The following is a 21,267-nucleotide window of genomic DNA, read 5'->3' on the forward strand; positions in this document are numbered from 1 at the left end:
GCATGCGCATATGGATGGTGCTGGCGGGGGTCATCACCCTGATGGGCTGTGGCGAGAGCAGCGACCGGATCACCGCGGTCGACCGCCGGGATACGCCCGAAACCGGCGCCGCGGCCGCCGTCGCGAAGCTTGACGAGGCCCAGCGCAACGGCGTGCTGGAACGTGCGGTGCGGGCGTCGGGAGCGGCTTGCCCGACCGTCATCCGGTCGGAGCGGACCGAGGTGCGGCCCGGCGTCAAGGGCTGGAAGGCCGCGTGCAATGACGGCACGGCGCATCTGATCGAAATTCAGGCCGACGGCACCGCCAACGTCACCAGCCGCACCCACTGACCGTCGGCTTGGCGCATGTCCCCGTGCGAGGCATGGCGGTCCATGCCGTCAGCCTGCGGCGACATCCTGGAACTGGAGGTTGGCCAGCCGCGCATAGAGGCCCTTCTGCCGCATCAGCGTGGCATGGTCGCCCTGTTCGACCAGCCGCCCTTCGTCCAGCACGAGGATGCGGTCGGCGGCCCTGACCGTGGCCAGCCGGTGGGCGATGACGATGGTGGTGCGGCCCTGCATCAGCCGGCCGAGGGCATCCTGCACCAGCCGTTCCGATTCGGCGTCGAGGGCGGAGGTCGCTTCGTCCAGCAGCAGGATCGGCGCATCGCGCAGAAGGGCGCGGGCGATGGACAGGCGCTGGCGCTGGCCGCCCGAAAGGCGCGCGCCGCCTTCGCCCAGAAAGCTGTCAAGGCCCTGCGGCAGGGCGCGCAGGAAACCCTCCGCATTGGCGGCGCGGGCTGCGGCCCAGATCTGCTCGTCGCTGGCGTCCCATCGCCCGTAGCGAAGATTGTCGCGCGCGGAGGCGGCGAAGATGATGCTTTCCTGCGGCACCATGGCCATCATGCCGCGCACCTCGGCCGGATCGGCCTGGGGCAGAGGCACGTCGTTCAGGCGGATCACGCCCGAATCCGGATCGTAGAAGCGCAGCGCCAACTGGATCAGGGTGGACTTCCCCGCGCCGGAAGGGCCGACGATGGCGACCGTTTCGCCCGGCGCGATGTCGACGGAAATGCCATGCAGGGCCGCCTGGTCGGGCCGTGTGGGATAGCGGAAATGCACGTCCTCGAACTGGAGATGCGCGCCATGCTCGGTTCGCGGCACCGGGACGGGACGGGGCGGCGGGGTTATCTGCGGCACGGCGCTCATCAGTTCATGCAGCCGTCCAGCGGCGCCCGCTCCGCGCAGCAGGTCGCCCCAGGTCTCCGACAACGCGCCGAACGCGCCTGCGACAAGCCCGCCGGTCAGCACGAAGGCGGCGATGCTGCCGCCCGACAGGCGTCCGGCGGCGACATCCAGCGCGCCCTGCCACATGACCGCCGTGATCGACCCGAAGACCAGTGCGATGACGATGGCGGTCATCGCCGCGCGCAGGGCGATCCGGCGGCGCGCCGTGGCGAAACCCGCCTCGACCGTGCTGTCGAATCGCGCCGCTTCCCGTCCTTCCTGACCGAAGGCCTGCACGATCTTCATCGCGCCCAGCGTTTCCGACGTGACGCTGCCGACATCGGCCAGCCGGTCCTGGCTTGCCCGCGACAGGGCGCGCACGCGGCGGCCAAGGCCGATGATCGCCACCAATATGACCGGAATGCCCAGCAGCAGCAGCCCGGCAAGCTTGGGCGCCAGCGCGAAAAGATAGATGAGGCCGCCGGTGCCCGTCACCACATTGCGCAGCGCGATCGACACGGTCGATCCCACCACCTGGTCGATGATGGCCGTGTCGGCGGTCATGCGCGACGCGATTTCGGAGGGGCGGTTTTCCTCGAAGAAGCGGGGTTCCTGCCGCAGCAGATTGGCCTGGGTGGCCGACCGGATGTCAGCGACGACGCGCTCCCCCAGCCAGGACACGAAATAGAAGCGGGCGGCCGTCGCCAATGCCAGGACCACCACGATCAGGAACAGATATTCGAACCAGCGGCTGATGTCGCCGCCGCCCATGAAGCCGCGGTCGATGACCAGCCGGAACCCGCTGGGAATCGCCAGCGTCGCGGCGGACGAGATCAGCAGCGCGGCGAGCGCCCCGGCGATGCGGCCCGGATAGCGGCTGGCGAAGCGCCAGATCATCGCCAGGCTGCCGAGTGGGGGGCGCGCCTTGTCGCGCGGCGATGGTTGGTCCACATCCTCCATGGCGCCGCGCTCTAAAGGGATTTTGCGTGAAAGGGAACATTTCCCGGTTCCGAAATCCGACCGGGGGCTAACCGGCGGGCGCGATCTCCGCCGCCAGCGCCATGATGCGCTGCGGTCCGGCACGGCCGGTCAGGGCATAGGCCATGTCGCCCGCTTCCCAATAAGCGATGACGTCATCGGCGCGCCGCGCGAGCAGCGGCCTCGCCTCCGCCGGGGTTTCGGCCCGGTCCGCGAAGAAGGAGAGCTGCTCGCCCTCCGGCGTGGTGATCGACACGGCGACGGCGGGGCTGTCCGGCGTCGGGTAAAGCTGCACGTCATGGATGCGCCACCGGGCCGGTAGCGCCGGCAGGACGATGCCGGTCGAACGCTGTATCTCGCCAGGGTTGAGCGTGGCGCTTTCCACCTGCGACGCCATGCTCTGGCGCAGCAGCACGGTGCGGTGCGATGCGGCGGCTTCGTCCAGGAAGGTGGTGGCCTGCGCCGCCTGCGGAAATTCGCCCAGCTCGCCCCGCGCGATCCAGCCGGTGGCGACCAGCGCGGCGATGCCCGCCGCCCGGCCGAGATGACGCCATGCCCGGCCATGATCATTGTCATTGGCGACGGGGATCGATGTGTCGCGGCGGCGGCCCACCAGCGTGCCCTTGGTCCCGTCATGCTTCAGGCGGAAGTCGATATGCGGCCAGCGCTTGCGCCAGCGCCGGGCGACGAGCCGCTCGCCGGGGCGGGCCGCGTCGTCCAGCAGCACGACCGCGCCTGGGGACAGGCGCGCGAACAGGCTGTCCGCCGCGCCGCGCACCAACGGGTGCACCGCCCAGGGCGGACCGTCGATGATCAGCAGGTCGATGCTGTCGGGCAGGCTGTCCATGTCGTACCAGCGGCCCGGCCAGTCCTCGCTTTCCGCAACCAGCGGCGCGTGGCGCAGATCGGCCGTCAGCCCATGGTCGGCCAGCCAGTTGCGGGTCGCCTGCACGAAGCCGTCATGCTGGTCGAAGCTGGTCAGCCGCCCCCCGCCGTGCAGCGCCAGCGCACGCGCGGCGATCAGCGTCGATGCGCCCGCCCCCAGTTCCACCACATGGGCGGGCCGCAACCGGGCGATTTCCCGCACGATATGGCGGAGGAAACCGACATCGGCCTTCCAGCTCCCCAGATGCGGCAGGGCGTCATGGGGCAGGCCGAGCTCGTCCAGCAGGGCGCGCTTGTCCGCCTTGCGCCCGCCCGACAGGCTGGCCAGCAGCCAGGGCCAGGTGATCGCGCCGAAGCCGACGCGCCAGATCATGTCGGACAGGCGGCGCCGGGCCGCCACGGCATCGGCTTCGCCGAGGGACAGGAAACCGGTCAATTCTCTGGAGGTCACGGGTGCGCCTATCCTTTATCTGCGGGTCGAGACTGGTTATGCGGCGGGATAGCCGGTTCGCTTGGACCCGTATATCGCCAGCACAGGGAACGCCGATGACACGCATCATATCCGCGACTGTTGAACGTTGGCCGGTCGCGGGGGCCTTCATCATCAGCCGGGGCGCAAAGACGTCGGTGGATGTCGTGGTCTGCACGGTGGGCGATGGCACGCATGTCGGCCGGGGCGAGGGCACGGCGATCTATTATGAGGGCGAGACGGCGGAAGGCTGCGCGGCGGCGATCGACGCCTATGCCGGGCCGCTGGAGCGGGAGGCGCTGCTGAGCGCCATGCCGCGCGGTGCCGCCCGCAACGCGCTGGACTGCGCGCTCTGGGACTTGGAGGCGAAGCGCGCCGGGGTGCCGGTGTGGAAGCTGGCGGGGCTGGAGGAGCCCAAGCCCCTGCCGACCGCCTTCACCATCAGCCTGGGCGATCCGGAGAAGATGGAGGCGGATGCGCGGGCCGCGGCGGGGCGCGGCTTCGGCCTGCTCAAATGCAAGTTGACCGGGGAGGGCGACCGGGCGAGGATCGCGGCGGTGCGGGCGGGCGCGCCGGACGTCCGGCTGATCGTCGACGCCAATGAAAGCTGGCATGATCTGGACATTGTGGCGCAGGCGCAGGCGCTGGCGGAACTGGGCGTGGAGATGGTCGAACAGCCGGTCTTCCATGGCAGGGAAGAGCGGCTGGCGGGGATCAGGTCGCCGTTGCCGCTCTGCGCGGACGAGAGCTGTCATACGCGGGCCGATCTCGACCGGCTGGCGGATTTCGACGCAGTGAACATCAAGCTCGACAAGGCGGGTGGGCTGACCGAGGCGCTGGCCCTGTCGCGAGAGGCGCGGGCGCGGGGATTCCGCGTGATGGTCGGCTGCATGCTGGGCACGTCGCTGGGCATGGCTCCGGCCGCGCTGGTGGCGCAGGGGGCGGACTGGATCGATCTGGATGGCGCGCTGCTGCTGGCGAAGGATCGGGAAGGGGGGCTGGAACTGCGCGACGGGCTGCTGCTGCCTGGCGGGCTATGGGGCTTGGATTAAGTTATCTCCCAGCATGACGAAGGAGGAGGGGGGGGCGACCCTCAATAACCCAGCGTCAATCCCACCACATAATATTTCGGCCCCACATTGGCCTTGGCGCGCAGCTTGGGGATCAGCGGCATGGCGAGCGTCGCATAGGGCCGCATATTGTCGCCGCTGAAGCGCACGCCCGCGCCGATGGTGGCGGAAGCGGGGAGGGTGTAAGTCGCCTCGACGCGCCCATAGAGCTTCGTGTCGCCATCGCGCAGATAGACGCCGCCGCCCGGCGTCAGGCTGAAGCCGGCAATATCCATCGCATAGCCAGCGCCGATTTCCGTGCCCCAATGCCCGTCCGCGCGTCCGTAATTTACCTCGGCCCCGATCCCTTCGGCATGGGCGGCAGGGGTGAAGGCGAGCGCAGCGGCGGCCAGCAAATAAAAGGATTTCATGGCTGTTCCGAAATGTCCGTTCGTCATTGCACCCGCCTGACTCCGGCCGATGCGCCGGGCAAGCGGGAGCAGGCAAGGCGAGTCCGATATGCGATCAGGCGAGTCAGGCGGGGGCGCTGCCCCCCGGCTGGTCGACACGCACCACGGGCTGCACCTCAGGATAGGGCATGATCGCCCGGCCGTCGGGCGCGGCGGTAAAGCTGGTCTGCGTTGGATAGGCGAATTCGATCCCCTCCGCATTGAAGCGCTTCCAGATGGCCAGGCCCACGCGGTGCCGTGAGAGGAAATAATCATGGGTGTCGGGGTCGGGCACGTCGAAATTGAGCTGATAGTCGAGCGAACTGGCGCCGAAGCTGACCAGCCCCGCATTGACGAAGATATGCCCCTCCGCCTCCACGATCTCCTTCAGCATGGCGGGGATGGCGTCGGCCTTGTCCTCCGGCGTCTGGTAGATGATGCCGATGGCGAAGGTCACGCGCCGCTGCGCCAGCGTCTGCAGGCTGGTGATCTCCTTCTGGAGGAGGTTGGCGTTGGAGATGACCTTCTTCTCGCCGCTCATCGCGCGCAGATGCGTGCTCTTAAGGCCGATGCGCTCCACGCGGGCGGTGGTCTGGTCATAGGTGATGACCTCGCCCTGCCGGAAGGGTTTGTCGAAGATGATCGACAAGGCGGCGAACAGGTCGGAAAAGATGCCCTGCGCCGCAAGGCCGATGGCGATGCCGCCGATGCCCAGGCCCGCGACGAGGCCGGTGACGTTCACCCCCAGATTGTCCAGCACGACGATCAGCGCGATGGCGAACAGGGCGAAGGTCACGAGCACGCGGATCAGGCCCATGGCGTTGGCCAGGCTCTGGCTCTCGTCCGCCGAGGTGCGCCGTTCCACCAGACCCAATATGATTTCCCGCGCCCAGATGGCGCATTGGAAGACGGCGGCGATGGTGAAGAGGAAGACGACGGTCTTCAGCACCATCTCCGGCGGCCGGGCATAGCTCACCACCAGCCGTGCGGCGACCATCGCCATGAAGAAATGGGTGGTGCGGGCAAAGGCGCGGCCGGCGACGTTGGCAAGGCCCAGAGTGTCGCCGGGATGCCCCTTCAACCGTCCGCCCACGCTGCGCAGCGCCGTCAAAAGGCTGTAGATGGCCACAGCCGCGCCGATGGCGATCAGGATCTGCAGATAGTGGAGCGAGAACCAGTGGACCGTCGACTGCCACATCTCGGCCAGATTGGGCGGGCGGACGTCGATCTGCGGCAGGGTGGCGGTATCTTTCTTGGCGGCCATGAATATCCTTGCGGTTCTGGATGCGGATCAGGCCGCCAGGGGAAGGGCGGTCGAGCCGCCGGCCTCCTCCAGAAAAGCGATCAGTCCGCGTTCGTAACGGGAAAGATAGCGGGTTGCGCGCGGCAGGCGAAGCCCCTGTCGCCATGCATCCTGTCCGTTGCGGCAAAGCTCGATCAGCGCGGGGTGGATATAGCTTTTGCGGCTGATCGCCGGGGTGTTGCCCAGCGCGGCGGCGACCGGCTCGATCATCTGCTTGAGCGACACGCTGCCCGCCGCCAGCGTTTCGAAGGCAATGACGGAAGCGCCCCAGGTGCGGAAATGCTTGGCGGTGAAATCGCCGCCCATGGCTTCGGCTATATAGGCGTTGACGTCGCCCGAGGTGATGGGCCGGGCGACGCCTTCCTCATCCAGATATTGGAACAGATGCTGTCCCGGCAAATCCTGTACGGCGCGAACGAAGCGGACGAGGCGGCGGTCGGTGACGGTCAACTCATGCTCCCGCCCCGACTTGGCCCGGTAACGCAGGCGCAGCGCCTGTCCGCGCAGGTCGACATGGCGGCGGCGCAGCGTGGTCGCGCCGAAGCTCTTGTTCGCGGCGGCATATTGCTCGTTGCCGACGCGCACCTTGGCCAGGTCGAGCAGGCGCACGACGGCGGCCAGCGTCTTTTCCTTGCGCAGGCCGCGCCTGGACAGGTCGGCTTCGATCCGGGCGCGCAGCCTGGGCAGGGCGCGGCCGAAGGCGGGGCAGCCGGCATATTTCTCCGCCTCCCGCGCGGCGCGGAAATCGAGATGATAGCGATATTGCTTGCGGCCCCGGTCGTCATAGCCGGTCGCCTGGATATGGCCGTGCGGATGGGGACAGAACCAGCAGTCGCGATAGGCGGGCGGCATGGCGATGGCGTTCAGCCGGTCGATCTCTTCCCGGTCGGTGATGCGCGCGCCGCTGGCGTCGAAATAGGCCCATCCCCTTTTCATGGCCCGGCGCGTGATGCCCGGCAGGCTGTCATTGGCATGGACGAGGGAATCGGGCGGCATGGTTTTTCCTCAACCCGCCGCCAATCGCTTCGTTCCGCGACGGGCTGCCCAGAGGGAACCGGTGGAGGGCGAACGGTCCAATCGCGGCGCTCCGCCCACGATTCGCTGAATGGGCCAATCGATCCGTCACCCCCTTACCGGCGCGCCTTCCGGCGCCGCTCGCTAAAGCCGCTTGAATCGCATGCCGCCGGACAGTTGCCAGTGCTGCGGATGCCGGCGCATCACCGACAGATGGGCAAGGGTCAGCGTCAGGCACAGGATGGCGGCGGGGATCGCCACCGCCTGCGCCATTGGCGCCAGCAGGGCAACCGCCGTCGCGACGATCGTTCCGCCCAGCGCCATCAGGGTCGCGCCCGGTTCCCCATCCGGGCCGCGCATCCAGAACACGCACCCGCCGATGCCAAGCGCAAAGGCCATGGCGAATCGCGCCGTCTGCCCCTGTTCCGCCAGGCCGCAGCCGATCAGCAGCAGCAGGATCGCTCCCGTCAGGCCCCGACGCGGCAGTCGGCCCAGCAGATGGGCGATGACCGGATAGATCAGCAATTCGCCCATGGCGACGGCGGTGAGGATTGCGGTGGCGAGCCGGGCCTGCTCCGGTCCCGCGATCAGCGCCACGACCGCCGTCCCGGCCCAGGGCACCAGTCGAAACGGCGCCATGCGGATGTGGCTGATCCACCCCTGCAACCCCGCGCGGGTCTCCCAGCGCCGGTCGGCCAGCCGCAACTGGAAGGCGGCGATGATGAACAGCGCTTCGGCGCCCCATGGCAGCAGCGCCGGCGCAATCAGCGGCGCGGCGAGCACCAGCCCCAGCAGCAGGCCGTGGGCCGCGCCCAATATCTTCAACTCGCCCTTCATGCGGCGCTCCCTTGCGCGACGGGTGTTGCGGGAAATAACGGCTGGCGCGCGGCCAACTTGCGCTTCCGGGTCAAATAGGTGTCGAGGCCGATCTGCAAGGACAGCATCATGAAGATGAAGGGCTGATAGGCGATGCCCACGAACAGCGATCCCACCATATAGATGACATGGCCCTGTTGCAGGGCGAGCGCGAAGGGCGACACCCAGGCTTCATCGCCTTCCCGGTTCCGGTACATGCGCCGGATCGCCTCCGTCCGGATGAAGCAGATGAGGTGCAGCAGCGCCCACAGGAAGAAGCCGAAATAGCCCTGTTCCCCCAGCATTTCGAAATAGGCGCTGTGATAGGCGCGGCCATGGTCGGTGACGATGCGCTTTTCCATGCGCGATCCGGCGGCGTCGATCACCCGCTCCTGCATGACATAGGTGAACCTGTTCTGCAGATAATTGTCGAAACCGCCGCCGCCCGGATGCTCGCCCACATAGTCCAGCGTCCATTTCCACACGGCCAGCCGGGTGGAGGCGCTTTCGTCCTGGCTGTGATTCTCTATGGTCGACATGCGCTGCGTGAAGCTGGCCGGCAGGAAGGGGATGGTCGCCAGCGCCGCCAGCGCCATCAGCGGGCCGTAGAGGAACCGCCGCTTCGACCGCATCAGCATCAGCCCCGCCAGCACGGCTATGCAGACAAGGCCCGTGCGCGCCTCCGTGCCGATGGGCATCAGAAGGCAGGCGAAACAGAGCGCATAGGCGAACAGCCTGACCCGCCAGTCGGGCGGAAAGACGGTGCCATGTTGCGACAGCCAGAGGATCAGCGGGATCAGCGAAATGGCGACGGTCGAAATGATGCTGCCTTCATAAAGGCCGCTATTGTTGTCGACCATCAGGTTCAGCACGCCATAGCCGCCCCCCGACAGCGCCGTCTTCATGCCGCCGTTGATGATGATCGTGCTGGCGCAGAGCACCATGAACAGGGCCAATGCCTCGATCCGCAGGCGGGTGCGCAGGGTGACGGGCAGGAAAATGGCGAACAGCATCGCCTTCCACACCCAGCCCCATTTGGTCGCGGCGTTGATCGGAAAGTCCGCCGTCGCCGTGGTATAGCCGCACCAGACTAACAACAGCAGCAGGATCGCCTGCCGCGCAGACAGGCGGCAATCCTTCTTGTCGTCGACCAATATCCACGATCCCACCGCTGCCACGAAGGCGATGAAGGAGATGGGGACGCTGTTCAGCAGGAAATAGGAGAGGCGCTGGGGCGATACGATGTCGATATAGGCATAGACGGCGATCAGCAGGAATGGTCGTCGCAAGCCTGTAAGGAAGAAGGCGCCAAGGAAGGCGACGAAGAACAGGTCACGCATCGCCGCTCTCCGCCTCCAGGCCGGAGGGGGGATCGCGATCCAGGTCGGGCCGCGACAGCAGGCGCCAAGCCGCCAGCAGAATGACGCCATGGCTGATGAGAAGGGAAAGGGCGTCGATCATCGCGTGCTTGAGCTATCCGTCACTTCCAACATGCTCCTGCGAAGGCAGAAGCCCAGTCCGGACGGCAGGACTTAGGCTCCTGCCTTCGCAGGAGCATGTTGTACTGAAGCCCGAACCCTCCCACCCCTAACCCAACAGAGTTGACGGCCCGTTAAACCTTTTTCGGCAAGACTCGTCGCCATGACACGGATTCTCCATGTGCTGGACCACAGCCTGCCGATGCACAGCGGATACACTTTCCGCACCCGCGCGATCCTGCGGGCGCAATTGGCGAAGGGCTGGGAGGTGCGCGGCATCACCGGTCATCGCCATGCCGCGCCGGGGCCGCTGGAGGAGGTGGTCGACGGCCTGCATTTCCACCGCACGCCCGGCGAATCGACCGGCGGCCATGCGTTGCTGCGGGAATGGCGCGACATTTCCGCTCATGCCGACGCCATCGAATCGCTGGTGCGCCGGTGGCGGCCCGACATCATCCACGCCCACTCGCCGGTGCTGAACGCCATCGCCGCGCAGAAAGTGGCGAAGCGTCACGCTATCCCCATGATCTACGAGATTCGCGCCTTCTGGGAGGATGCGGCGGTCGGCAACGGCACCGGGACGGAGGGCAGTCCGCGCTACTGGCTGACACGGCAACTGGAAACCCATGCCGTCCGCGCCGCCGATGCGGTTGCCGTGATCTGCGAAGGCCTGCGCGGCGATCTGGTGGCGCGGGGAATCGACGCGGCCAAGATCATCGTCTCGCCCAATGGCGTCGACATGGACCAGTTCGGCACGCCCGTTCCCCGCGACCCCGCGCTGACCGCGCAACTGGGGCTGGAGGGCGCCGACGTCGTCGGCTTCATCGGCAGCTTCTACGATTATGAGGGGCTGGACGACCTGATCGCCGGCCTGCCGAAACTCGTGCGCGCCCGCCCGAAGGCGAAGCTGCTGCTGGTCGGCGGCGGCCCGTGCGAGCAGGCGTTGCGCGACCGGGCCATGGCCTCGCCCTTTGCCGACCATATCGTCTTCGTTGGCCGCGTGCCGCACGATCAGGTCGAGGATTATTATGCGCAGGTCGACATCCTCGCCTATCCGCGCAAGTCGATGCGCCTCACCGATCTGGTGACGCCGTTGAAGCCGCTGGAGGCCATGGCGCAGGGCCGGCTGGTCGCCGCGTCCAGCGTCGGCGGCCATCGCGAACTGATCGAACATGGCGTCACCGGCACGCTGTTCGCGCCTGACGATCCGCCCGCCCTTGCCGCCGCGCTGGCGGGGATGTTCGCGGATCGCGGCTTCTGGGAAGAGCGGCGCGCGGCGGCGCGCGCCTTTGTGGAGCGGGAGCGTAACTGGTCGTCAAACATTCTTCGCTACGAACCCGTCTATCGGCAATTGCTGGCGCGCCCTGAAGGGGCGCGGGCGGCGGCGTGAGAAGAATGCCTGGGCTGCTGAAGGCGCTTTCGGGCGCGCTCGGGCCCGGGCTGCTCCTCTTCTCGCTGCCCACAGGGCTGGTCGAAACGGTCGTGGCGTCGAGTGGCCTTAGCGAAGCCATTCCGGCCGCCGCGCCGCCGCTGGGGCTGAAGGCCCGGCTGCTGCTGGCGGGTTTCGGCGCGGCGATGGTCTTGGGCCTGATCTGGGCGGGGCAAAGGGAAAAGCGCGTCGCTCTGCTGACGCATGACAAGCAAGGGCGCGGGAACGGCGCCGCAGGAGTGAGTGAAATGGGTTTTGCATTGTCGAAGCTGAACTGGCTGTCGCGTGACCGGAGCAGGTCGGGTCCGGCGCTGCGCCGTGCCGACGCCCATCCCGATGCCCCCGCGCGTCCGCCGATCTTCGCCAGCCGCGACTTTGGCGGCCTCGACATTTTCGCCCGCACCGCACCCGGACGCGAAGATGGGGAGGCGGAAGCCGCTGTCGAGGCGCCCATCACCGCGCCGGGCAGCCTTTCCATTCCCGGCATGCCGGACAAGATGACGGAGGAAACGGCCTTCGCACGCCTGCAGCGCGCGTTTTCGCCGGAGACCGTCGATGCCGACCCTCAGGAGATCACGCAGCCGGCGCAGCCCGAGACCGCTCCCGCGCCTGCCCCCATCGCGCATCTTTCATTGGCGGAGCTGACCCAAAGGCTGGAACAGGGTCTTGCCCAGCGCAAACGCATGGGCCGGCCCGCCTCCGTTCTGGCCGACATGCCGGTCGAAGCCGCCGTGCCCGTGCGCGATAAGGTGGAGCAGGGCGTCGATGAAGCCCTGCGCGCCGCTCTGGGGACTTTGCGGACCATGGCCGGCCGCGCCCGCTGAACCGGCAGGCGAGAGCGCGCTGAAGGGCGCTCTCCCTTGATGGCTCTCACCAGTCCTCTATGGTGAGCGCCGACAATTCGACCCACTCGCCGCCCGGCACCGGACGGCGGCAGTCGATGCTGATGTCCGCGACGAAATGGCCGGACAGGCTCCATTCCGCTTCCTCGATTCCCTGGACGAAGGCTGCGCGCCGCTCGGCCGCATCGGGCCCGGCGAGGGTCAGCGCGACGACATGGCGCCGCCCCTGGAACAGCGCGCTCGCCCAGGGACGGCTGACGGCGCGCTCCACCATGACGGTTCCACCCGCCCGCGCGATCAGTTGCGACAGCAGACGGGGCAGGGGGTCGCGCGCTTTCGCCGCACCTTCATTTTGGAGCAGATTCCGGATGGGAGCGTTCACGTGGATGCTTGTCATTCGCCCATGCTCCTGCGATATGTGTTCATGAAATGTTCTACTCGCCTCTTCATTCTCATCCCGGGTTCGCGGCCCCTGCGCAGGTCGAAGACCAGCCGGGGATCGCGCACGCTCTCGCGGCCGAACCGGGTCGCGGGAATGCCGTTTTCCCGCAGAAATTTTTCGACCTCTCGCAACAGCATAGTCCCGCTTCTCCTCTGTCGATTCGATCCGCCTGCGCGAATCCCTCAGGTGATTTTCATGTTGCCTAATTTCCTACTTGTCTAGGAAAATTCCTATCAGTAATGGATGAGATATGGTCGGTATTGGAGAAGATCCGCGCATGGTGCTGGAGCGGCTGATTGCCGAGCGGGGCGACAGCTATTCCGATCTTTCGCGCCTGCTGAACCGCAATCCCGCCTATATCCAGCAGTTCATTAAAAGGGGCACGCCGCGGAAGCTGGATGAGGAGGACCGGCGCATATTGGCCCGCTATTTCGGCGTGGCGGAGGAAATGCTGGGCGGGTCGGTCCCGCGCGGAACCCCGCCGGTCAGGGTGCGGTCGCTGCCTTCGGTGGTCAGCGTGCCGCGGCTTTCGCTGGGCGCTTCGGCTGGGCCGGGTTCGCTGGACGAGGATGAGCGGGCGGCCGGCCTGATGGCCTTCGACGCCAACTGGCTGCGTCATCTGGGCGTTCGGCCGCAGAAAATATCGATCATCCGCGTCGATGGCGAATCCATGGCTCCCACGCTCAGCGATGGCGATGAGATCATGGTCAATCATGACGATGATGCGGCGCGGCTGCGCGACGGCGTCTATGTGCTGCGGCTCGACGGGGTGCTCATGGTGAAGCGCGTGGCCATGGGGCCGCGCAGGGGTTTTTTCTCCGTGCTCAGCGACAATCCCCATTATCCCGACTGGATCGACATCGATCCAGCGCTGGTCGTGATCGTGGGTCGGGTGGTATGGACAGGAAGACGGCTGGTTTAGAGCGGGTTTCGATGTGATTGAATCAGATCGCCGCTATAATCTCTTTATTGTCCGCGATTTCTTGACCAGCGATCGGTTCGATTGCTGGAAATCGCTCTGGGAGGCAGGCTGTTGAACGACAATGGCGCGGTCATCCGCAAGGCCACCGAATGGCGTGGGGCGCGGCTGGCGCTGGCGACGGTGGTGTCGACATGGGGCTCCGCGCCCCGGCCGCGCGGCAGCCATATGATCGTGCATGAGGACGGCCGGTTCGAAGGCAGCATATCCGGCGGATGCGTCGAGACCGACGTGCTCCAGCGCGCGGCGGAGGTGATCGGGGGACGGCCGGCGAATCTGGAAACCTATGGCGTGGCCGATGGCGACGCCTGGGCGGTAGGCCTGCCCTGCGGCGGGGAAATCAGCGTGCTGGTCCAGCCGGTCAGCCCGGAAGGCTTCGACCCCGCATTGTTCGAGCGGATCGCGGCGGAAAGCGAGAAGGGCAGGGCGCTCACCCTGTCGACGGATCTTGCGACCGGCCTCACGCGGGAAGGGACGGGGGAGGGGCAGTTCCACAACCGCTACGATCCGCCCCGCAGATTGCTGATCGTCGGTGCTGTGCAGATCGCCCAGTCGCTTAGCGCACTGGCGCGGGCAATCGGCGTCACTCCCGTCGTCATCGATCCCCGCGGCCGTTTCCTGACGGAGGAGCGCTTCCCTGGCGTCGAACTGGACGACCGCTGGCCGGACGAAGCGGTTGCGGCCCGTTTTCCCGGCGAATCCACCGCGGTCGTGACGCTCAGCCACGACATCAAGATCGATGATCCCGCCTTGGCGGCGGCGCTGCGTGGGCCGACGGGCTACATCGCCGCGCTGGGATCGCGCAAAAGCCATGCGGCGCGGTTAGAACGGCTGGCTGCTCTGGGCTTTTCGGCGGAAGAACTGGCGCGCATAGACGGCCCCGCTGGCCTTGACATAGGAGCGATAGGCGCGGCGGAAATCGCCCTCTCCATCGCCGCGGGCATGGTCGCGGGCTTCAACGCCAAGCGCTAGAGCCAATCGACATTCAGATGATGACGAGCCGAGCCGAAGACCACCGAAGGTAAAATGGTGGTTTTCCGTGACCCGGCGCGCAGCCTACTCAAAGTAGGTGAGCACCGGAAGCACGGAAAAGCGTCATTTGCAGGCCGTCAGGGCTGAATGTCGATTGGCTCTAAGCCAAGCCTCCCCATCGACGAAGGGGAGGGCGGCCAGCCCTAGCAGCACTTCCCCCCATTTCTGCCCCCATAGCGTGCCTCCTGCCGCTCCCGGAAGAAGGCTGTCCGGTCCATCGGCGCACGCTCGGGATGATGCGCCCGCATATGGCGCAGATAGGCGTCATAATCCGGCACCCCGACCATCATATGCGCCATCTGCCGCAGCCGGTGGAGGAAGATGCTCATTCCGCCGGGACCAGTTGCGCCGGAATTTCCCGTGCGGTCGGCGCCGCCACCTTCCGCGCGGCGAGGCAGGTGCGGATGGTGAACAGCAGCACCGCCAACACCACGAACAGGAAGACCGCGACCAGCGCCGCGTCGATCCGGTCGTTGAAGATGATCTGCCGCATCTCCGCCATCGACTTGGCGGGGGCCAGCACCTCTCCCTCGCCCGCCGCGGCGCTGAACCGGGCGGCATGCGCCAGGAAACCGACCTTCGCATCGGCCGAAAACAGCTTGAGGAAGCCCGCCGACAGGGTGCAGATCAGCAGCCAGGCGGTCGGGATCAGCGTCACCCAGGCGAAGCGGTCCCGCTTCATCCGGAACAGCACCGCCGTTCCCAGCATCAGTGCGATGGCCGCCAGCATCTGGTTGGAAATGCCGAACACCGGCCAGAGCGTGTTCACCCCGCCCAGCGGATCGGTCACGCCCTGATAGAGGAAGAAGCCCCAGGCCGCGACGGTCAGCGCCGTTGCGACGACCCCGGGAGCCATGCTCTTGCTGTCCTTGAAGGCGGGCACCGCCAGCGCGATCAGATCCTGCAACATGAAGCGTCCGGCGCGCGTCCCCGCATCCACGGCTGTCAGGATGAACAATGCCTCGAACAGGATCGCGAAATGATACCAGAAGGCCTTCATCGCCGGCCCGCCCATGATATGGGAGAATATCTCCGCCATCGCCACCGCCAGCGTCGGCGCCCCGCCCGCGCGGGAGATGATGCTGTGCTCGCCCACATCCTTCGCGGTCTGCAGGATCAGATCGGGCGAGATGGGGAAGCCCATGGCCGTCACCGCCGCCGCCGCGCTGGCCGCGTCCTTGCCGATCACCGCCGCGGGGCTGTTCATCGTGAAATAGATGCCCGGATCGAGGATCGACGCGCCCACCAGCGCCATGATCGCCACGAACGCCTCCATCAGCATCGCGCCATAGCCGATCATCGGCGCATGGGCTTCGCTCGCGATCAGCTTGGGCGTGGTGCCGCTGGCGATCAGGGCATGGAAGCCCGAAACCGCCCCGCAGGCGATGGTGATGAACAGGAAAGGGAACAATCCGCCCGACCAGACCGGCCCGTTGCCGTTCACGAACTGGGTCACGGCATGCATTTTGAGCGGCGGCGCCATGATGACGATGCCGATCGCCAGCGCTGCGATCGCCCCGATCTTGAGGAAGGTCGACAGATAATCGCGCGGCGCCAGCAACAGCCACACCGGCAATACCGACGCTACCGCGCCATAGCCGATCAAGATCCAGCAAAGCTGCACCGGCGTGAAGGTGAAGGCCGGCCCCCAGACCGGCGAAGCGGCGATGTTCTGCCCATAGACGATGGCGGCGAGCAGCCCGACCAGTCCCAGCAGCGACACTTCACCGATGCGCCCCGGTCTGATCCAGCGCGTATAGGCGCCCATGGCCATCGCCAGCGGCACCGTCGCCGCCACGGTGAACATGCCCCAGGGGCTTTCCGCCAGCGCCTTCACCACGATCAGCGCCAGCACGGCGAGGATGATGACCATGATCATGAAGGCGCCGAACAGTGCGATGGTCCCGGCAACCTGCCCCATTTCCATGCGGATCAGCTCGCCCAGCGACTTGCCGTCGCGGCGCATGGAGATGAAGAGGACCATGAAGTCCTGCACCGCGCCCGCCAGCACCACGCCCGCAATGATCCAGAGCGTTCCGGGCAGATAGCCCATCTGCGCCGCCAGCACCGGTCCCACCAGCGGGCCCGCGCCCGCAATGGCGGCGAAATGATGCCCGAACAGCACCGTCCGGTCGGTCGCCACATAGTCGAGGCCATCGGCCCGCCGGATCGCGGGCGTGGGCCGCGACGGGTCGAGCCGCATCACATTTCGCGCGATGTAGAGCCCATAATAGCGATAGGCGACGAGGAAGCTGCTGACCGCCGCCACCACGATCCACAGCGCATTGACCGCCTCGCCGCGGGATACAGCCACCACCGACAGCGCCACCGCGCCCATAATCGCTATCATTATCCAGGGAATATGCCGGGTCATCGCTCTCTGATCGCTTGTTCGTTGGAAAGTGCGCACAGTAGAGCCGCAATCTTCAAAGACAATCATCTTGTCCGGAAACCGGACTGCGCGCCCGCTGCCGTTTGAACGGCCAGTCCGTTACTCCGCCTGCCCAGAGCGCCCACCATATGATCACCGGCTGCGCAGCCAGGCGCGGTCCGTGATACCACCAGCTCAGATGCACGCCGCCCAGCGGAATGTCGTTCAGGGCATGGTGGAAATTGGCGGGCCACACGCACAGGGCGTAGAGCGCGAGACCCATGCCTGCCGCCCTGCGCAGCGGCGTCAGCATCAGGCCGATGGCGCCGGCGATCTCGGCCACGCCGGTCAGCGCGATCGTCATATGGGGTGCGGGAACCCAGTCAGGCGTGATCGCGACGAAGCCGCCGGGCCGGGTCAGGTGCAGGGTTCCGGCCAGGCCAAAAGCCAAGGCCAGGACCATTTGCGCGACCCGTCTCCCTCTGCCGTGCGGCCTCGCGCCGTCGCGAATCATCCAAGCTCCAGTTCAGCCTCATTCTCGCCGTCCCAGATATGGGCGCGCTGCGCATGGACCTTTATCATGACAAGGCCGGGCGTGTCCGGCCCTTCCTCGAACCAGTCCTGCAACTGGCTGTTCCAATGCGCGCGGAACGCATCGCGATCGCGGATCAGGTCGGCGCGGCCCTCCACGGCGATGAACAGCGGGTTCTGCTTCAGCAACCCGGTACGCCCCTGAAAGGACAGGCCGACGCGCGGATCGCGTTCGATGTCCTTTACCATCAGCGTGTCTTCCGTGGTGAAATAAAAGCTGTCGCCGCCATAGGCGACATCCTGGTTGTTGCTCATCGGCCTTGCGCCGATCTGGCCGCCGTCGGCATGGGTCGACAGCATCGCGAAATCGATGTCCTTCATCTTCTCCGCCAGACTGTCGAGCGTCAATTGCATCATCGTCACTCTCCTTGTCCCCTATCGCGCAAACGCATGAAATCAGGGGCGGCTCCACCGGATTCGCCTTGGGAAAGAAAAGAACATATCATGAACATAATCGACCGATTCGCATGGAGCGCAATGTCATGGAAAACCAGCCCGGCAAGACCCTCTTCCGCCTGTTCTTCGCCCTGAAGCCCACATTGCTGATCGCCCGCCAGACGGATCATTTCGCGGAGGCCATCGCCGGCGGCGCCCGGCGCATCGCCGTGGATCACCAGCATGTGACGCTGGCGATCACCTGCGATTATGTCGAATATCCCTATGCGGTGATCAAGGCGCTGATGCGCGCCGGGACGGGCGTGATGGCGGAACCGTTCGACCTGCGGCTGGACCGGCTCAGCATCGGCAACCGGTCCGCCGCCCTGCGTCCGTCCCATAGCGTGCCGTTGCTCGGTACGCTTCAGAAGCAGATCGCGGCGGGCATGAAAGGCGCGGGGGTGATGCTGCGTCCCGGCTGGAGCTTCAGCCCGCACCAGACGCTGTTCTATCGCGACGGCCAGCCGGAACAGCGTCGGGTCGATGGCTTTGGCTGGCATGTCGACCGGTTCATGCTGATATGCAGCCATGTCGGGCGCACGCATCATGAGACCCTGGCCACCTGGACTCTGAAAGGAAGTGGGCAGTACAGCCTTTTTTAACCGCTCGGCTCCCGCGAGGAAAGCCTGCCGGGGATCAGCCGGAACTTGCGTCCTTGCCGATGATCCGGGGCGCCCGCACATAGCCGAAGTCGCCCGTGCCCGACCAGGACCGCCCGTCAGGATAGCGCAGTTCGATTCCCGCCAGATCGCGTTCGTCGGCCAGACGCATGTTGACGCCCATCATGCCGTTTCCGAACCGGGATACCGCGCTGGCGGATAGGGTGAAATGGGTGGTCGATCCGCATCGACCGCAAAACTGGATCTCCGCTGCCGGATCGTCCTTGTCCTCCCGGCAATAGCTTTGCGTGGCGCCCTCGACACGCACCTCGCGGGGGTGGAGATAGGCCCAGTGCGCGCCCGTTTTGCTGCACAGCGTGCAGTTGCATGCATTGATGAACGCCGGGCGTTTCTCGATCGTCAGGCCGATCCGACCGCAGAGGCAGGTGATCCTCACCATTGGCCGGGCCTCACCCTTGGGTCACGCTTTCCAGCACGGCGGCGCGCAATTCGGGAAGTCCCATGCCCTTTTCGCTCGACGTCGCGATGATGTCCGGATGCGCGGCGGGCCGTTTGCGGATCGCCTCGGCCACGGCCTCGTGGACTTCCGCAAGATGGCTGGCCTTCACCTTGTCCGCCTTGGTCAGGACGATGCGATAGCTGACCGCCGCAGCGTCCAGCATGTCGAGGATGTCGGTATCCACATCCTTGATGCCGTGGCGGCTGTCGATCAGCACCAGCGTGCGCTTCAGCTTCGCCCGCCCGCGCAGATAGTCGTTCACCAGGAACCGCCATTTGCGCACCATGTCCTTGGGCGCGCGGGCATAGCCGTAGCCCGGCATGTCGACCAGCCGGAAGCGCAATGGATCGCCCACATCGAAGAAATTCAGCTCCTGCGTCCGCCCCGGCGTATTGGACGTGCGGGCAAGGCCGTTGCGGTTCGTCAGCGCATTCAGCAACGATGATTTGCCGACATTGGACCGCCCCGCAAATGCCACCTCGTTCACCGCCATGTCTGGCAGGAATTTGAGGTCGGGCGCGGATTTGAGGAAGGCGATGGGGCCGGCAAAGACCTTGCGCGCTTCCTCGATCAATTCAGCCTGTTCCTGTTCGGTCAACGCCCCGGCCTTATTTCGCGGTCGCGGCGCTGAGTTGCGGGTGGCGCTTGTAGAGCCACCATTGCTGCAACATCGACAGGCAGTTGTTGGTGATCCAGTAGACCAGCAGGCCCGCCGCGAAGGGCGCCATGATGAACATCATCATCCACGGCATGATCGCGAACACCTGCTGCTGCATCGGGTCCATCTGCGCCGGGTTCAGCTTGAACTGGAAGTACATGCTGATGCCCAGCAGCAGCGCCAGCACGCCGATCCCCAGGAAGGCGGGCGGGGTGAAGGGCAACAGGCCGAACAGGTTGACGATGTGCAGCGGATCGGGCGCGCTCAGATCCTTGATCCACAACACGAAGGGCTGGTGGCGCATTTCGATGGTGAGCTGCAACACCTTGTAGAGCGCGAAGAAGATCGGGATCTGGATGAAGATCGGCAGACAGCCCGCGAGCGGATTCACCTTCTCGCGCTTGTAGAGCTCCATCATCTCCTGCTGGAGCTTGGGCTTGTCGTCCTTATATTTCTCCTGCAGCGCCTTCATCTTGGGCTGCACCGCGCGCATCGCCGCCATGCTGGCGAACTGGCGCTGGGCGACGGGGAACATCAGGCCGCGCACCACGAAGGTCAGGCAGATGATCGCCACGCCGAAATTGCCGATATGCTCGAACAGCCAGTGGAGCAGGGCGAAGATCGGCTTTTCGAACCAGTAGAACCAGCCCCAGTCGATCGCCCGGTCGAACAGCGGGACGCCGGCGTCCTGATAGGCTTCCAGCGTCTTCACCTCCTTGGCGCCGACGAACAGCCGGTTGGTCTGCGTCACTGCCTTGCCCGGCGCGACCATGATGGGGGCCAGCGACACGTCGGTCTGGAACTGCGTGCCGGCACCTTTACGCATCTGGCCGGTGAAGGCGGCCTTCTGGTCGGGAATCAGGGCGGAGAGCCAATATTTGTCGGTGAAGCCGATCCAGCCGCCGGTCGACTGGAAGCTCTGCGTCGCCGGACCCTTTTCCAGATCCTTGTAGTTCACGTCATAATTGGCCGCGCCGTTGAACACCCCCATCGGGCCGACATGGATCGTCCAGGTGTCGGGATCGGCCGAGGGAGTCGCCCGGCTGACATAGCCGTAGCTCTTGACGCCCACCGCGCCGGCGCCGCTGTTCGACACCTTCTGCTGCGCGGTGATCATGTAATTTTCGTCGATGGAATAGCGGATCTCGAAGGTCTGGCCCGCGCCATTGTTCCAGGTCAGCGTGACCGGGCTGGACGGGGTCAGTTCCTTGGCCGACGCCGTCCACAGCGTGCTGCCGTCCGGGGTCTTCACCCCTTCGCCCTGCCAGCCGAAGCCGGCGAAATAGGCGTGCTGGGTGCCGCTGGGGCTGTAGAGGCGAATGGCCGGCGACGCCTTGGCGATCGTTTCCTTGTAGGTCGGCAGCACGATGTCGTCGATGCGCGCGCCCTTCAGGTTGATCGATCCGGTGATCTTGGGCGTGCGGATGGGCACGCGCGGGCTGTCCTTCAGCGCCAGCGCCAGGTCGCGGACCGCAGCGGACCCTTCCGCCGCGGGGGCGGCGCCGGACGGGGTGAGCGGCGTGGTCTTGCCGCCCTCGATCTTCGTGGCCGGCGGATTGGCGGCGGGGAAGAAATATTTGGCGACATAGGGCCAGCCGAACAGGATCGCCGCGGTCAGCAGCACCGCCAGGATGATATTCTTCTTGTCGTCCACGCTTGTCGGCTCCGCCGTATCTCGAAAATT

At 66.2% G+C, this 21,267-nt stretch carries 24 protein-coding genes; 7 read left to right on the top strand and 17 right to left on the bottom strand.

The features are described 5' to 3' along the window. The first annotated feature begins 2 nt into the window (after window positions 1-2). The gene (locus EGM87_RS17580) at window positions 3-329 is read left to right on the top strand and encodes a hypothetical protein (RefSeq protein ID WP_037482609.1); all 327 of its coding nucleotides are present in this window, start codon (window positions 3-5) and stop codon (window positions 327-329) included. Between the two features lie 48 nt (window positions 330-377). Here EGM87_RS17580 and EGM87_RS17585 read toward each other — a convergent pair whose 3' ends face one another. Next, on the bottom strand, window positions 378-2,165 hold the full coding sequence (locus EGM87_RS17585; RefSeq protein ID WP_048577058.1) for an ABC transporter transmembrane domain-containing protein: 1,788 nt from the start codon (window positions 2,163-2,165) through the stop codon (window positions 378-380). Between the two features lie 67 nt (window positions 2,166-2,232). Next, entirely contained in the window at window positions 2,233-3,519 is a 1,287-nt protein-coding gene (locus tag EGM87_RS17590) for a class I SAM-dependent methyltransferase (protein WP_137709440.1), read from the bottom strand. 95 nt (window positions 3,520-3,614) lie between these two features. On the opposite strand from EGM87_RS17590, the gene dgcA reads away from it, so the two are divergent. Next, window positions 3,615-4,589 (top strand): N-acetyl-D-Glu racemase DgcA, encoded by a 975-nt coding sequence (gene dgcA, locus EGM87_RS17595; protein ID WP_137709439.1) that lies wholly within the window; start codon window positions 3,615-3,617, stop codon window positions 4,587-4,589. A 41-nt stretch (window positions 4,590-4,630) separates the two neighbouring features. On the opposite strand, the gene EGM87_RS17600 is transcribed toward dgcA, so the two are convergent. From EGM87_RS17600 to EGM87_RS17625, 6 genes are all read right to left on the bottom strand, one after another. Continuing rightward, window positions 4,631-5,017, bottom strand: a complete 387-nt coding sequence (locus EGM87_RS17600) for a hypothetical protein (RefSeq protein ID WP_137709438.1) — start codon at window positions 5,015-5,017, stop codon at window positions 4,631-4,633. 103 nt (window positions 5,018-5,120) lie between these two features. Continuing rightward, window positions 5,121-6,299 carry a mechanosensitive ion channel family protein gene (locus EGM87_RS17605; RefSeq protein WP_044661506.1) on the bottom strand — a complete coding sequence of 393 codons (1,179 nt, stop codon included), beginning with the start codon at window positions 6,297-6,299 and terminating at the stop codon, window positions 5,121-5,123. 27 nt (window positions 6,300-6,326) lie between these two features. Next, window positions 6,327-7,334: a DNA topoisomerase IB gene (locus EGM87_RS17610; protein ID WP_048577055.1), complete on the bottom strand. Its 1,008-nt coding sequence runs from the start codon at window positions 7,332-7,334 to the stop codon at window positions 6,327-6,329. Between the two features lie 162 nt (window positions 7,335-7,496). Next, window positions 7,497-8,189, bottom strand: a complete 693-nt coding sequence (locus EGM87_RS17615) for a hypothetical protein (RefSeq protein ID WP_137709437.1) — start codon at window positions 8,187-8,189, stop codon at window positions 7,497-7,499. Further along, complete coding sequence (locus EGM87_RS17620; RefSeq protein ID WP_137709436.1) at window positions 8,186-9,547, bottom strand: putative O-glycosylation ligase, exosortase A system-associated; 1,362 nt, start codon at window positions 9,545-9,547, stop codon at window positions 8,186-8,188. The genes EGM87_RS17615 and EGM87_RS17620 overlap by 4 nt, the downstream gene beginning before the upstream one ends. Continuing rightward, window positions 9,540-9,668, bottom strand: a complete 129-nt coding sequence (locus EGM87_RS17625) for a hypothetical protein (RefSeq protein WP_255308758.1) — start codon at window positions 9,666-9,668, stop codon at window positions 9,540-9,542. Before EGM87_RS17625 ends, EGM87_RS17620 begins: the two co-directional genes overlap by 8 nt. A gap of 180 nt (window positions 9,669-9,848) precedes the next feature. Between EGM87_RS17625 and EGM87_RS17630 the strand changes: the two genes are divergently transcribed. Both EGM87_RS17630 and EGM87_RS17635 read left to right on the top strand, forming a co-directional pair. Beyond that, a complete protein-coding gene (locus EGM87_RS17630; protein ID WP_137709435.1) occupies window positions 9,849-11,075 on the top strand; it encodes a TIGR04063 family PEP-CTERM/XrtA system glycosyltransferase in 1,227 nt (408 codons plus the stop codon). Between the two features lie 5 nt (window positions 11,076-11,080). Next, window positions 11,081-11,938, top strand: a complete 858-nt coding sequence (locus EGM87_RS17635) for a hypothetical protein (RefSeq protein ID WP_137709714.1) — start codon at window positions 11,081-11,083, stop codon at window positions 11,936-11,938. Window positions 11,939-11,984: 46 nt separating this feature from the next. Here the strand turns inward: EGM87_RS17635 and EGM87_RS17640 are convergent, their stop codons facing one another. Further along, window positions 11,985-12,353, bottom strand: coding sequence for a hypothetical protein (locus tag EGM87_RS17640; RefSeq protein WP_044661512.1), 369 nt, complete (start codon window positions 12,351-12,353; stop codon window positions 11,985-11,987). Continuing rightward, window positions 12,350-12,535: a hypothetical protein gene (locus EGM87_RS17645; protein ID WP_025549299.1), complete on the bottom strand. Its 186-nt coding sequence runs from the start codon at window positions 12,533-12,535 to the stop codon at window positions 12,350-12,352. The genes EGM87_RS17640 and EGM87_RS17645 overlap by 4 nt, the downstream gene beginning before the upstream one ends. A gap of 113 nt (window positions 12,536-12,648) precedes the next feature. Here EGM87_RS17645 and EGM87_RS17650 point away from each other — a divergent pair, with 113 nt between their 5' ends. Then, window positions 12,649-13,320 carry a S24 family peptidase gene (locus EGM87_RS17650; protein ID WP_137709434.1) on the top strand — a complete coding sequence of 224 codons (672 nt, stop codon included), beginning with the start codon at window positions 12,649-12,651 and terminating at the stop codon, window positions 13,318-13,320. A 111-nt stretch (window positions 13,321-13,431) separates the two neighbouring features. Continuing rightward, complete coding sequence (locus EGM87_RS17655; RefSeq protein ID WP_137709433.1) at window positions 13,432-14,349, top strand: XdhC family protein; 918 nt, start codon at window positions 13,432-13,434, stop codon at window positions 14,347-14,349. A gap of 203 nt (window positions 14,350-14,552) precedes the next feature. Here the strand turns inward: EGM87_RS17655 and EGM87_RS17660 are convergent, their stop codons facing one another. The 4 genes from EGM87_RS17660 to EGM87_RS17675 are packed head-to-tail and all read right to left on the bottom strand — an operon-like array spanning window position 14,553 to window position 17,725. Next, window positions 14,553-14,738, bottom strand: a complete 186-nt coding sequence (locus EGM87_RS17660; protein WP_137709432.1) for a YbdD/YjiX family protein — start codon at window positions 14,736-14,738, stop codon at window positions 14,553-14,555. Further along, window positions 14,735-16,783: a carbon starvation CstA family protein gene (locus EGM87_RS17665; protein ID WP_137709431.1), complete on the bottom strand. Its 2,049-nt coding sequence runs from the start codon at window positions 16,781-16,783 to the stop codon at window positions 14,735-14,737. Before EGM87_RS17665 ends, EGM87_RS17660 begins: the two co-directional genes overlap by 4 nt. Window positions 16,784-16,835: 52 nt before the next feature. Then, a complete protein-coding gene (locus EGM87_RS17670) occupies window positions 16,836-17,243 on the bottom strand; it encodes a DoxX family protein (RefSeq protein ID WP_137709430.1) in 408 nt (135 codons plus the stop codon). A gap of 47 nt (window positions 17,244-17,290) precedes the next feature. Then, window positions 17,291-17,725: a pyridoxamine 5'-phosphate oxidase family protein gene (locus EGM87_RS17675; protein ID WP_410483119.1), complete on the bottom strand. Its 435-nt coding sequence runs from the start codon at window positions 17,723-17,725 to the stop codon at window positions 17,291-17,293. Between the two features lie 128 nt (window positions 17,726-17,853). On the opposite strand from EGM87_RS17675, the gene EGM87_RS17680 reads away from it, so the two are divergent. Beyond that, window positions 17,854-18,408, top strand: a complete 555-nt coding sequence (locus EGM87_RS17680) for a 2'-5' RNA ligase family protein (RefSeq protein WP_137709429.1) — start codon at window positions 17,854-17,856, stop codon at window positions 18,406-18,408. A 34-nt stretch (window positions 18,409-18,442) separates the two neighbouring features. Here EGM87_RS17680 and EGM87_RS17685 read toward each other — a convergent pair whose 3' ends face one another. Genes EGM87_RS17685 through yidC form a run of 3 tightly spaced genes read right to left on the bottom strand, consistent with a single transcriptional unit; the run spans window position 18,443 to window position 21,237 of the window. Further along, complete coding sequence (locus EGM87_RS17685; protein ID WP_137709428.1) at window positions 18,443-18,865, bottom strand: GFA family protein; 423 nt, start codon at window positions 18,863-18,865, stop codon at window positions 18,443-18,445. Window positions 18,866-18,875: 10 nt separating this feature from the next. Then, complete coding sequence (gene yihA, locus EGM87_RS17690) at window positions 18,876-19,523, bottom strand: ribosome biogenesis GTP-binding protein YihA/YsxC (RefSeq protein ID WP_025551804.1); 648 nt, start codon at window positions 19,521-19,523, stop codon at window positions 18,876-18,878. 10 nt (window positions 19,524-19,533) lie between these two features. Then, a complete protein-coding gene (gene yidC / locus EGM87_RS17695; RefSeq protein WP_137709427.1) occupies window positions 19,534-21,237 on the bottom strand; it encodes a membrane protein insertase YidC in 1,704 nt (567 codons plus the stop codon). Between the last annotated feature and the right edge of the window lie 30 nt (window positions 21,238-21,267).

Origin of the sequence: Sphingobium sp. RSMS (assembly GCF_005406185.4) — a bacterium.
Taxonomy (GTDB): Bacteria; Pseudomonadota; Alphaproteobacteria; order Sphingomonadales; family Sphingomonadaceae; genus Sphingobium; species Sphingobium fuliginis.

Coding starts and splice junctions, on each gene's coding strand:
- EGM87_RS17675 (WP_410483119.1), bottom strand. CDS start 17,725: ATGCAATTGACGCTCGACAGTCTGGCGGAGAAGATGAAGGACATCGAT.
- EGM87_RS17615 (WP_137709437.1), bottom strand. CDS start 8,189: ATGAAGGGCGAGTTGAAGATATTGGGCGCGGCCCACGGCCTGCTGCTG.
- EGM87_RS17650 (WP_137709434.1), top strand. CDS start 12,649: ATGGTCGGTATTGGAGAAGATCCGCGCATGGTGCTGGAGCGGCTGATT.
- dgcA (WP_137709439.1), top strand. CDS start 3,615: ATGACACGCATCATATCCGCGACTGTTGAACGTTGGCCGGTCGCGGGG.
- EGM87_RS17630 (WP_137709435.1), top strand. CDS start 9,849: ATGACACGGATTCTCCATGTGCTGGACCACAGCCTGCCGATGCACAGC.
- EGM87_RS17665 (WP_137709431.1), bottom strand. CDS start 16,783: ATGACCCGGCATATTCCCTGGATAATGATAGCGATTATGGGCGCGGTG.
- EGM87_RS17660 (WP_137709432.1), bottom strand. CDS start 14,738: ATGAGCATCTTCCTCCACCGGCTGCGGCAGATGGCGCATATGATGGTC.
- EGM87_RS17685 (WP_137709428.1), bottom strand. CDS start 18,865: ATGGTGAGGATCACCTGCCTCTGCGGTCGGATCGGCCTGACGATCGAG.
- EGM87_RS17610 (WP_048577055.1), bottom strand. CDS start 7,334: ATGCCGCCCGATTCCCTCGTCCATGCCAATGACAGCCTGCCGGGCATC.
- EGM87_RS17635 (WP_137709714.1), top strand. CDS start 11,081: ATGCCTGGGCTGCTGAAGGCGCTTTCGGGCGCGCTCGGGCCCGGGCTG.
- EGM87_RS17580 (WP_037482609.1), top strand. CDS start 3: ATGCGCATATGGATGGTGCTGGCGGGGGTCATCACCCTGATGGGCTGT.
- EGM87_RS17620 (WP_137709436.1), bottom strand. CDS start 9,547: ATGCGTGACCTGTTCTTCGTCGCCTTCCTTGGCGCCTTCTTCCTTACA.
- EGM87_RS17680 (WP_137709429.1), top strand. CDS start 17,854: ATGGAAAACCAGCCCGGCAAGACCCTCTTCCGCCTGTTCTTCGCCCTG.
- EGM87_RS17640 (WP_044661512.1), bottom strand. CDS start 12,353: ATGACAAGCATCCACGTGAACGCTCCCATCCGGAATCTGCTCCAAAAT.
- EGM87_RS17625 (WP_255308758.1), bottom strand. CDS start 9,668: ATGATCGACGCCCTTTCCCTTCTCATCAGCCATGGCGTCATTCTGCTG.
- EGM87_RS17605 (WP_044661506.1), bottom strand. CDS start 6,299: ATGGCCGCCAAGAAAGATACCGCCACCCTGCCGCAGATCGACGTCCGC.
- EGM87_RS17585 (WP_048577058.1), bottom strand. CDS start 2,165: ATGGAGGATGTGGACCAACCATCGCCGCGCGACAAGGCGCGCCCCCCA.
- EGM87_RS17645 (WP_025549299.1), bottom strand. CDS start 12,535: ATGCTGTTGCGAGAGGTCGAAAAATTTCTGCGGGAAAACGGCATTCCC.
- EGM87_RS17600 (WP_137709438.1), bottom strand. CDS start 5,017: ATGAAATCCTTTTATTTGCTGGCCGCCGCTGCGCTCGCCTTCACCCCT.
- EGM87_RS17670 (WP_137709430.1), bottom strand. CDS start 17,243: ATGGTCCTGGCCTTGGCTTTTGGCCTGGCCGGAACCCTGCACCTGACC.